Source organism: Streptomyces sp. ISL-12 (assembly GCF_018614415.1).
GTDB lineage: Bacteria > Actinomycetota > Actinomycetes > Streptomycetales > Streptomycetaceae > Streptomyces.
The window spans coordinates 1-10,379 of record NZ_JAGGOO010000030.1; the positions used below are offsets into that span (position 1 = coordinate 1).

The 10,379-nt window shown below is 72.9% G+C and carries 8 protein-coding genes; 5 read left to right on the top strand and 3 right to left on the bottom strand.

Annotated features, from left to right (window positions below; genetic code table 11):
- Positions 1-37: 37 nt before the first annotated feature.
- Positions 38-1,348 (bottom strand): cation:proton antiporter, encoded by a 1,311-nt coding sequence (locus J7I94_RS09570; RefSeq protein ID WP_215166549.1) that lies wholly within the window; start codon positions 1,346-1,348, stop codon positions 38-40.
- Positions 1,349-1,594: 246 nt separating this feature from the next.
- Here J7I94_RS09570 and J7I94_RS09575 point away from each other — a divergent pair, with 246 nt between their 5' ends.
- From J7I94_RS09575 to J7I94_RS09585, 3 genes are all read left to right on the top strand, one after another.
- Entirely contained in the window at positions 1,595-2,818 is a 1,224-nt protein-coding gene (locus tag J7I94_RS09575) for an arginine deiminase (protein ID WP_215166550.1), read from the top strand.
- Positions 2,819-2,901: 83 nt separating this feature from the next.
- A complete protein-coding gene (argF, locus tag J7I94_RS09580) occupies positions 2,902-3,909 on the top strand; it encodes an ornithine carbamoyltransferase (protein WP_215166551.1) in 1,008 nt (335 codons plus the stop codon).
- A gap of 111 nt (positions 3,910-4,020) precedes the next feature.
- Positions 4,021-5,460, top strand: coding sequence for an amino acid permease (locus J7I94_RS09585; RefSeq protein ID WP_215166552.1), 1,440 nt, complete (start codon positions 4,021-4,023; stop codon positions 5,458-5,460).
- On the opposite strand, the gene J7I94_RS09590 is transcribed toward J7I94_RS09585, so the two are convergent.
- Entirely contained in the window at positions 5,420-5,857 is a 438-nt protein-coding gene (locus tag J7I94_RS09590; RefSeq protein ID WP_215166553.1) for an ATP-binding protein, read from the bottom strand. The two genes, J7I94_RS09585 and J7I94_RS09590, sit on opposite strands and share 41 nt — an antisense overlap.
- 196 nt (positions 5,858-6,053) lie before the next feature.
- On the opposite strand from J7I94_RS09590, the gene J7I94_RS09595 reads away from it, so the two are divergent.
- Positions 6,054-6,881, top strand: coding sequence for an enoyl-CoA hydratase family protein (locus tag J7I94_RS09595; RefSeq protein WP_215166554.1), 828 nt, complete (start codon positions 6,054-6,056; stop codon positions 6,879-6,881).
- Positions 6,866-9,178 carry a bifunctional salicylyl-CoA 5-hydroxylase/oxidoreductase gene (locus tag J7I94_RS09600; RefSeq protein ID WP_215166555.1) on the top strand — a complete coding sequence of 771 codons (2,313 nt, stop codon included), beginning with the start codon at positions 6,866-6,868 and terminating at the stop codon, positions 9,176-9,178. The genes J7I94_RS09595 and J7I94_RS09600 overlap by 16 nt, the downstream gene beginning before the upstream one ends.
- Here J7I94_RS09600 and J7I94_RS09605 read toward each other — a convergent pair.
- Positions 9,162-10,367: a sulfate adenylyltransferase subunit 1 gene (locus J7I94_RS09605; RefSeq protein ID WP_215166556.1), complete on the bottom strand. Its 1,206-nt coding sequence runs from the start codon at positions 10,365-10,367 to the stop codon at positions 9,162-9,164. The genes J7I94_RS09600 and J7I94_RS09605 overlap by 17 nt on opposite strands.
- Between the last annotated feature and the right edge of the window lie 12 nt (positions 10,368-10,379).

Below are 10,379 nucleotides of genomic sequence, written 5' to 3' on the forward strand. Positions count from 1 at the left end.
GGGGCCCAGACCGTCCTCCGTCCCGACGGTCGCCCGGTCACCCCTTGTCGCCGGCCGGTGTCGCCGTCGTTCCGTCCGGTTGTCGCCGGGGTACCGGCAGGGCGGCGGTGTGGTCCCGGGCCGCCGGCCGGTCGGTCAGCCGCAGCAGTGGCTGGGTCAGCAGCGTGGTCGTCAGCGCCATGAAGACCAGGACCGTGTAGAGGGGGCCGCTCAGCAGCCCCGCCTGGCGGCCCGCGTCCAGGGCGATCAGCTCGGTCAGGCCGCGGGCGCTGAGCAGCACACCGACGGTCCGCGCGTCGTGCCGGTCGAGGCCGCCCAGCCGGGCCGCGACGGTCCCGGCGCCGACCTTCGTGGTCACCGCCAGCACCGTCACCACCAGCAGCGCGACCCAGCCGGTGGTGCCCAGGCCGGCCAGGGTCACCGACTGCCCCGAGATCACGAAGAAGAACGGCAGCAGCAGCGAGCCGACGTCGTGCAGCGGACGCAGCAGGTCCGGATCGAGCGTGCCGCCCTCCTCGCGCGGCGCCACCACCCCGGCGAGCAGCGCCCCGAAGATCACGTGCAGCCCGAGGGAGTGCGTCACCCACGCCGAGGCCAGGGCGAAACCGAGCAGCAGCGCCAGCCGCAGCGAGGGCTCCAGCCGCGTACGCCACAGCAGCCGCCGCAGTACCGGCCGGGCCGCGACCCCCATCACGGCCACGAACCCGGCGGCGAGCGCCACCCGCCACGGCCAGCCCAGCCCCTGTGCCCCGCCGCCGCGGTCGATCATCGCCCCGGCCAGCACCGTCCAGCCGATCACGTCCAGCACCCCGGCCGCCGAGACCGCCACCACGCCCGGCACCGACCGCGACAGGCCGTTCTCCCGCACGATCGCCGTCAGCACCGGCACCGCCGTGATCGACAGGGCCACCCCGGCGAAGACCACGGCGGCCGGCGGCAGGTCCCGGGGCATGCCCAGGTCGTGGAGCTGCTCCCGGAACAGCAGGGCGCAGCCGCTGCCCACCGCCATCGGCACCGCGAACGACGCCAGCGCCACCGTCACCGCCGTACGCGCCCGGTCGCCGAGCATCCGCAGATCCAGCTCGTAGCCCACGCCGAACAGGAACACCACCAGGGCGAGCTGCGCCAGCCCGGTCAGCGCCGGTCCGAGGGCCGCCGGGAAGAGCGCCGAGTACGCGTCGGGGGCGACCCCGCCCAGCAGCGACGGGCCGAGGGCGATGCCCGCGGCGAGCTGGCCGATGATGGAGGGCTGCCGGAGCCGCCGGGCCAGCCATCCGGCGGCGTGCGCGGCCACCAGAATCAGCGCCGACGCACCCACGAAGTGAGTGATCAGGGCGTCTTGGTCCACTGGTGTCTCCCGTTTCTCCCGTACCGCTCGCTGACGACCGTCCCAGCCTGAGGGGCACCGGGCGTCGCACCGCAGGTGGTACGCGCACTGCGCGCCCGAGCGGCGGGAGCACGGCCCGGCGGCCGACGGCGTCCGGCGCACGGGAGAGCGGCGTGCCGGGCTCCGCTGCGCCCGAGGGGCGCCCCCCGGCCGGAAAATGCGCCCGGCGGCCGGGTGAAGACGCGCCCGACTGGTCAGGATGGAGACATGGGATTCCACGTCGACTCCGAGGCCGGGCGGCTCGGCCGCGTCATCCTGCACCGGCCCGATCTGGAGCTGAAACGGCTCACGCCCAGCAACAAGGACGCGCTCCTCTTCGACGACGTGCTCTGGGTGCGCCGGGCGCGCGCGGAGCACGACGGTTTCGCCGACGTACTGCGCGACCGCGGGGTCGCCGTCCACCTCTTCGGCGACCTGCTCACCGAGACCCTCGACGTCCCGGCCGCCCGGGAACTGGTCCTGGACCGGGTCTTCGACGAGAAGGAGTACGGCGTCCTGGCCACCGACCACCTGAGGGCCGCCGTCGCGTCGCTGCCCGCCCGCGACCTGGCCGAGCTGTTGGTCGGCGGCATGACCAAGCGGGAGTTCCTGGAGGCGCACCCCGAGCCGGTCTCCGTGCGCTTCCACGTCATGGAGCTGGACGACTTCCTGCTGGACCCGCTGCCCAACCACCTGTTCACCCGGGACACCTCCGCCTGGATCTACGACGGCGTCTCCATCAACGCGATGCGCTGGCCCGCCCGGCAGCGCGAGACGGTCCACTTCGAGGCGATCTACCGGCACCACCCGCTCTTCCGGGCGGAGCGCTTCCCCCTCTGGTCCGAGGGCCAGGCCGACTACCCCTCCACCATCGAGGGCGGCGACGTCCTGGTCATCGGCAACGGCGCGGTCCTCATCGGCATGAGCGAGCGCACCACCCCGCAGGCCGTGGAGATGCTCGCGCACAAGCTGTTCGCGGCCGGCTCGGCCCGCACCATCGTCGCCCTCGACCTGCCGAAGTCCCGCGCCTTCATGCACCTCGACACCGTGATGACCATGCTCGACGGCGACACCTTCACCCAGTACGCCGGGCTCGGCATGCTGCGCTCCTACACCATCGAGCCCGGCACCGGGGACAAGGAGCTGAAGGTCACCGACCATCCGCCGGAGCACATGCACCGCGCGATCGCCGCCGCGCTGGGCCTGAGCGAGATCCGGGTACTGACCGCGACACAGGACGTCCACGCGGCCGAGCGGGAGCAGTGGGACGATGGCTGCAATGTGCTCGCCGTCGAACCCGGCGTCGTCGTCGCCTACGAACGCAACGTCACGACCAACACCCACCTGCGGAAACAAGGCATCGAGGTGATCGAGATCCCTGGTAGTGAACTGGGCCGGGGCAGGGGCGGCCCGCGGTGCATGAGCTGCCCGGTGGAGAGAGATCCCGTATAAGAATTCAGAGGGTCGTATAGTATTCCGTTAGTATTTCGTCGGTAACCCGTTCTTCGCTGTTCTCGTACCTCTGGAGCGCCCCCATGGCGACTGTCCCGACCGCCCTCGCCGGCCGGCCCTTCCTCAAGGAGCTGGACTTCACCGCCGAGGAGTTCCGCGGCCTGGTCGAGCTGGCCGCCGAGCTGAAGGCCGCCAAGAAGGCCGGGACCGAGACCCGGTACCTGCGCGGCAAGAACATCGCGCTGATCTTCGAGAAGACCTCCACGCGCACCCGCTGCGCCTTCGAGGTCGCCGCCGCCGACCAGGGCGCCTCCACCACCTACCTGGACCCGTCCGGCTCGCAGATCGGCCACAAGGAGTCGGTGAAGGACACCGCGCGGGTCCTGGGCCGGATGTACGACGGGATCGAGTACCGCGGCGACAGCCAGGCCAAGGTCGAGGAACTGGCCGCCTTCGCCGGCGTCCCCGTCTTCAACGGCCTCACCGACGACTGGCACCCCACCCAGATGCTGGCCGACGTGCTCACCATGACCGAGCACAGCGACAAGCCCCTGGCCGAGATCGCTTTCGCCTACCTCGGCGACGCCCGCTTCAACATGGGCAACTCCTACCTGATCACCGGCGCCCTGCTCGGCATGGACGTCCGGATCGTCGCCCCCAAGAGCTACTGGCCCGCCCAGGAGGTCGTCGACCGGGCCCGCGAGCTGGCCGTCACCAGCGGCGCGCGGATCACGCTGACCGAGACCCTGGCCGAGGGCGTGCGCGGCGCCGACTTCGTCGCCACCGACGTGTGGGTCTCCATGGGCGAGCCCAAGGAGGTCTGGGCCGAGCGGATCGCCGCGCTGGCCCCGTACGCGGTGACCATGGACGTGCTGCGCGCCACCGGCAACCCGGACGTGAGGTTCCTGCACTGCCTGCCCGCCTTCCATGATCTGGGCACCAAGGTCGGCCAGGACATCCACGACGCCCACGGCCTGGACTCCCTGGAGGTCACGGACGAGGTCTTCGAGTCGCCGTACTCGGTCGTCTTCGACGAGGCCGAGAACCGGCTGCACACCATCAAGGCCGTCCTGGTCGCCACCCTGGCCTGACCACCCCCCACTCCGTCCGGCGGCACCGGAACCACCCCTCCCGGCGCCGCCGCGCGCGACCACCCTCGCGCCCCGCACCACCGCGCACCACCAGAAACGAGCACCACCCGCATGCCCCGCATCAAGTCCCCCCACCTCCTCGTGGCCGAATCCGGCGCCGACCGGGCCGGCCACAGCCTGAAGCGCACGATGGGGCTGTTCCAGCTCGTCTGCTTCGGCGTCGGCGCGATCGTCGGCACCGGCATCTTCGTCGGCCTGTCCGACTCGGTCGGCGAGGCCGGCCCGGCCGTCGTGATCTCCTTCGTCCTCGCCGCGATCACCTGCGTGCTCACCGCGTTCGCCTTCGCCGAGCTGGGCGGCGCGATCCCGGTCTCCGGCTCCTCGTACTCCTTCGCCTACGCCGGCCTCGGCGAGACCACCGCCTTCCTGGTCGGCTGGTGCCTGCTCCTGGAGTACGGCGTCTCGGTCTCCGCGGTCGCGGTCGGCTGGAGCCAGTACGTCAACGAACTGCTGGACGGCGTCCTCGGCGTCCAGCTCCCCGACGCGCTGTCCGCCGGACCCGGCGACGGCGGCGCGATCAACCTCCCCGCCGTGATCGTCATCGCCCTGGCCTGCGTCCTGCTGGTCCGGGGCGTCCGCGAGAGCGCCCGTGCCACCGCCGCGATGGCGGTGCTGAAGCTCGCCGTCCTGGTCGCCTTCTGCGCCATCGGCTACACCGCGTTCAAGGACGGCAACCTCACCCCGTTCTCCCCGGCCGGCCTCGGCGGCATCGGCGCCGGCACCACGGCCGCGTTCTTCTCGTACATCGGCTTCGACGCGATCACCACCGCCGGCGAGGAGGCGAAGAACCCGCGCCGGGACATCCCGGTCGCCATCCTGGTCTGCATCGGCCTGGTCACCCTGCTGTACTGCGCGGTCGCCCTCGCGGCCATCGGCGCCATCGGCGGCGACGCCGTCGGCGACCGCCCCGCCGCCCTCTCCTACGTCGTCGACCAGGTCACCGGCTCCGCCGTCGGCGGCACGATCGTCGCCTTCGGCGCGGTGGTCGCCATCGCCTCCGTCGTCCTGGCCGTGATGTACGGGCAGACCCGCATCCTGATGTCCATGTCCCGGGACGGTCTGATCCCGCGCGTCTTCGAGAAGGTCTCCCCGCGCACCGCCACCCCGGTCGCCGGCACCTGGATCGTGGGCCTGGTCTTCGCCCTCCCGGCGGCCTTCGCGTCGCTCGACTCGGTGGTCAACCTGTGCACCATCGGCACCCTCGCCACCATGGCCGTCGTCAACGTCGCGGTCCTCGCCCTGCGCCGCCGCGAACCGGGCCTCGCCCGCACCTTCCGGGTGCCGCTCTACCCGGTCACCCCCCTGCTGGGCATCGCCTTCTGCCTCTACCTGATCTACGAGACGGGCAGCGCGACCTGGATCCAGTTCGCCGTGTTCCTCGCGGCGGGCCTGCTGGTCTACGCCGGCTACGGGCGCCGCAACTCCCGGCTGGCCCGCGCCGGGGCCGACGTCACGCCGGACGCCGCTGAGCGGGGACCGCGGGGAGCCTGAACCAGACCGCCTTGCCGGAACCGGTGGGGCGGTGCCCGCAGGAGGAGCTGAGGGCGCGGATCAGCAGCAGTCCGCGCCCGCCCTCCTGCATGGGGTCGGGCTCGGGCGGACTCGGGACGGTGAGACCGGCGGGCGGCGCCGGGTCCGGGTCGTGCACCTCGACCCGGCAGCCGGTCGGCAGCAGCTCCACCACCAGCTCGATCGGCGTCTCGCCGGCGGTGTGCTCGACGGCGTTGGCGACCAGCTCGGCCGTCAGCAGCTCCGCCGTGTCGCAGTCGGCGGCGTGCCGCAGCTCGGCCAGCGCCGTACGCACCAGGGCACGGGCGACCGGCACGGCCGCGGCGGTGTGCGGCAGAGCTACGCGCCAGGAGGCGGAGGCGGGAGTGGAATCGTGCACGACGGTTTCCGTTCGTGGAACAGGCGGCCCTGTCCGGCTTTCAACTTCATGAATGGTACGGCGCCGCCCGGCAGGACCTCGACGGGCACCGGGCGGGACCCGGCCGGGACCCGCCCGGACCTGTATAGCGCACCCGTGACGACAGTCACATACCAGTGATAACTTCGTCATGTCCCCGCATGAGGAGGCCGCCGTCATGAGTCCCTTCACCGGCTCCGCCGCCCGCACCCCCTCCTGGCGGCACCTGCGCGTCGACCTCGCCGACGGCGTCGCCACCGTCACCCTGGCCCGCCCCGACCGGCTCAACGCCCTCACCTTCGGCGCCTACGCCGACCTGCGCGACCTGCTCGCCGAGCTGTCCAGGGAACGGAGGGTGCGGGCCCTGGTGCTGGCCGGCGAGGGCCGCGGCTTCTGCTCCGGCGGCGACGTCGACGAGATCATCGGCGCGACCCTGTCCATGGACACCGCCCGCCTCCTCGACTTCAACCGGATGACCGGCCAGGTCGTCCGCGCCGTCCGCGAGTGTCCGTTCCCGGTGATCGCCGCCGTCCACGGCGTCGCGGCGGGCGCCGGCGCCGTCCTCGCGCTGGCCGCCGACTTCCGGATCGCCGACCCCGGCGCCCGCTTCGTCTTCCTCTTCACCCGCGTCGGCCTCTCCGGCGGCGACATGGGCGCCGCCTATCTGCTGCCCCGCGTCGTCGGCCTCGGGCACGCCACCCGCCTGCTGATGCTCGGCGAACCCGTCCGGGCCAGGGAGGCCGAGCGGATCGGCCTGATCAGCGAGCTGACGGACGAGGGCCGCGCCGACGAGGCCGCCCACGCCCTCGCCCGCCGCCTGGCCGACGGCCCCGCCCTGGCCCACGCCCAGACCAAGGCCCTGCTCACGGCGGAACTGGACATGCCCTTGTCGGCAGCGGTCGAACTGGACGGGACGACCCAGGCCCTGCTGATGACGGGGGAGGACTACAGGGAGTTCCACACGGCCCACCAGGAAAAACGCCCCCCGAAATGGAGCGGACGGTGACCGTGGCGCCCCCGGAGACCAGCCACCCCCACCGCACAGCCGTCCTCGGCGGCGGCCCCGGCGGCCTCTGCACCGCCGCCCTCCTCAAACGCCTCGACCCCACCCGGGACATCACCGTCTGGGAACGCAACCCGGAGACAGAGACCTTCGGCTTCGGCGTCGTCCTCTCCGACGAAACCCTCGGCGGCATCGAACACGCCGACCCACAGGTCTACGAGGCCCTGGAACAGCACTTCGTCCGCTGGGACACCATCGACATCATCCACCGGGGCACCCGCCAGACCTCTGGAGGGCACCGCTTCGCCGCCCTGGCCAGAAGCCGCCTGCTCGCCGTCCTCCACGCCCGCTGCCGCGCCCTCGGCGTGGACCTCCGCTTCCGCACCGAGGCCCCGCCCGCCGCCGAACTGGCCCGGAGCCACGACCTGGTCGTCGCCGCCGACGGCGTACACAGCGCCACGCGCGCCACGTACGCCGCCACCTTCCGCCCCTGGATCACCGAGCACCGCTGCCGCTACATCTGGCTGGCGACGGACTTCCCGTTCGACGCCTTCCGTTTCGAGTTCGCCGAGACCGAGCACGGCGTCATGCAGCTGCACGGCTACCCGTACGCGCCCGACGCCTCCACCGTGATCGTCGAGATGCGCGACGAGGTCTGGCGCGCGGCCGGCTTCGACGGACTCGACGTCGCCGAATCCACCGCCCGCTGCGCGAAGATCTTCGCGAACGCCCTCCGGGGCCGCCCCCTGCGGTCGGACAACTCCGCCTGGACCACGTTCCGCACGGTCGTCAACGACCGCTGGTCGCACGGCAACACCGTCCTCCTCGGCGACGCCGCGCACACCGCCCACTTCTCCATCGGCTCCGGCACCAAACTCGCCGTCGAGGACGCCCTCGCCCTCGCCGTCTGCCTGGTGGAACAGCCCACCACCGAGCGGGCCCTGGCCGCCTACGAGGCCGAACGCCGTCCCGTCGTCGCCTCCGTCCAGCGCGCCGCCCGCGCCAGCCTGGAGTGGTTCGAGAGCCCGGCCCGGCATCTCGGCCGCCCGCCCCGCCAGTTCGCCTTCGACCTGCTCACCCGCAGCCGCCGCGTCACCCACGCCAACCTGCGGCTGCGCGACCCCCGCTTCACCGAGTCCGTCGAGCGCGAGTTCGGCTGCCCGCCCGGCACGCCCCCGATGTTCACCCCGCTGCGGCTGCGCGGCCTCACCCTGCGCAACCGGGTCGTCGTCTCCCCGATGGACATGTACTCCGCCGTCGACGGCGTCCCCGGCGACTTCCACCTCGTCCACCTCGGCGCCCGCGCGCTCGGCGGCGCCGCGCTGGTGATGACCGAGATGGTCTGCGTCAGCCCCGAGGGCCGCATCACCCCGGGCTGTACGGGCCTGTACACCGCCCGGCAGACGGAGGCGTGGCGGCGGATCACCGACTTCGCGCACGCCCACGCCCCCGGCACCGCGCTCGGTGTCCAGCTCGGCCACAGCGGACGCAAGGGCTCCACCCGCCTGATGTGGGAGGGCATGGACGAACCCCTCCCCGACGGCAACTGGCCGCTCGTCGCCGCCTCGGCGCTGCCCTACACGCCGCACAGCCAGATCCCGCGCGCCCTGTCCCGGGCACAACTCACCGACATCCGCGAACAGTTCACCGCCGCCGCCTCCCGCGCCGCCCGGGCCGGCTTCGACCTGCTCGAACTGCACTGCGCCCACGGCTATCTGCTCTCCGGGTTCCTCTCCCCGCTCACCAACCACCGCACCGACGCCTACGGCGGCACCCTGGCCAAGCGGCTCCGGTTCCCGCTGGAGGTCTTCGACGCCGTACGCGCGGTGTGGCCCGAGGAGCGGCCGATGACCGTCCGCATCTCCGCCACCGACTGGGCCGAGGGCGGCACCAGCGCCGACGACGCCGTGGAGATCGCCCGCGCCTTCGCCGCGCACGGCGCCGACGCGATCGACGTGTCCACCGGACAGGTCACGGCCGACGAACGCCCGGAGTTCGGGCGCTCGTACCAGACGCCGTACGCCGAGCGCGTCCGGCACGAGGCCCGCGTCCCGGTGATCGCGGTCGGCGCCATCTCCTCCTGGGACGACGTCAACTCCCTGATCCTCGCCGGACGCGCCGACCTCTGCGCCCTCGGCCGCCCGCACCTGTACGACCCGCACTGGACGCTGCACGCGGCGGCCGAGCAGGGCTACGACGGTCCGGGCGCCGTCTGGCCCGCCCCGTACCGGGCGGGCAGCCGGCGCCCGCCGACCGGACGCACGGACGCCCCGCGTCCCCGGCTCACGCCGGGTCGCTGAGCGCCACCATCCCGGCGGTGAGCGTCGCCCCGTCGGCCGGGTCGATCAGCAGGAACGCGCCGGTGCGCCGGGAGACCGCGTAGTCGTCCAGCGGCAGCGGCTCGGCGGTGCGCAGCACGATCCGGCCGAGGTCGTTGGCGGCCAGGGAGTCCACCCCCGCCAGATCCTTGACGATCGCCTTCACGGTCCGGGTCGTGTGGCGCAGCAGCACCCGGTCCCCGACCCGCAGCTCACGGTCGGCGAGGTGGCAGACGGCGGCCCGCACGTCCTGGGTGAGCGTCGGCGCGTCCACCCCGGCGGTGATCATGTCCCCGCGGGAGACGTCCCGCTGGTCGGCGAGGCGCAGGCTGACCGACTGCGGGGCGTACGCCGTGTCGGCCGGGGTGCCGAGCACGTCGATGCCGGCGATCTGGGAGACCTCCCCGGACGGATGCACCGTCACGCGGTCGCCCACCCGCAGGGCGCCCGACACCAGCTGGCCCGCGTAGTGGCGGTCCTCGCCGTGCCGGATCACGTACTGCACGGGGAAGCGGGCCGGCGCGGCGACCGGGCCGACGGCGACCGGCACGGTCTCCAGGAACTCCAGCAGGGCCGGCCCCTGGTACCAGTCCATGTGCGCCGAGCGCTCCACCACGTTGTCCCCGGCGAGCGCGGACACCGGGATCGGCGTGAAGGACGGCAGCCCCAGCTCGGCCGCGAGCGCGGCGAACTCCTCGCCGATGTACTCGAAGACCTTCTCCTCGTACCCCACGAGGTCCATCTTGTTGACGGCGAGCACGACGTGCGGGACGCGCAGCAGGGCGGCGATGGCGGCGTGCCGGCGGGTCTGCTCGACGACGCCGTTGCGGGCGTCGACGAGGATGACCGTCAGCTCGGCCGTCGAGGCACCCGTGACCATGTTGCGGGTGTACTGCACGTGCCCGGGGGTGTCGGCGAGGATGAACCGCCTGCGCGGGGTGGCGAAGTAGCGGTAGGCGACGTCGATGGTGATGCCCTGCTCCCGCTCGGCGCGCAGGCCGTCGGTCAGCAGCGCCAGATCGGGCGCGGCACCCCGGGACGCGCGCTCCACGGCCTCCAACTGGTCGGCCAGGACCGACTTGGAGTCGTGCAGCAGCCGTCCCACCAGGGTGGACTTGCCGTCGTCGACCGACCCGGCGGTCGCGAGCCGCAAAGTGTCTACGGTGCTCATGTCTAGAAGTAC

Excerpts from the sequence above, each read along its gene's own strand:
- J7I94_RS09575 (WP_215166550.1), top strand. The coding sequence starts at position 1,595 with ATGGGATTCCACGTCGACTCCGAGGCCGGGCGGCTCGGCCGCGTCATC.
- argF (WP_215166551.1), top strand. The coding sequence starts at position 2,902 with ATGGCGACTGTCCCGACCGCCCTCGCCGGCCGGCCCTTCCTCAAGGAG.
- J7I94_RS09585 (WP_215166552.1), top strand. The coding sequence starts at position 4,021 with ATGCCCCGCATCAAGTCCCCCCACCTCCTCGTGGCCGAATCCGGCGCC.
- J7I94_RS09595 (WP_215166554.1), top strand. The coding sequence starts at position 6,054 with ATGAGTCCCTTCACCGGCTCCGCCGCCCGCACCCCCTCCTGGCGGCAC.
- J7I94_RS09600 (WP_215166555.1), top strand. The coding sequence starts at position 6,866 with ATGGAGCGGACGGTGACCGTGGCGCCCCCGGAGACCAGCCACCCCCAC.
- J7I94_RS09605 (WP_215166556.1), bottom strand. The coding sequence starts at position 10,367 with ATGAGCACCGTAGACACTTTGCGGCTCGCGACCGCCGGGTCGGTCGAC.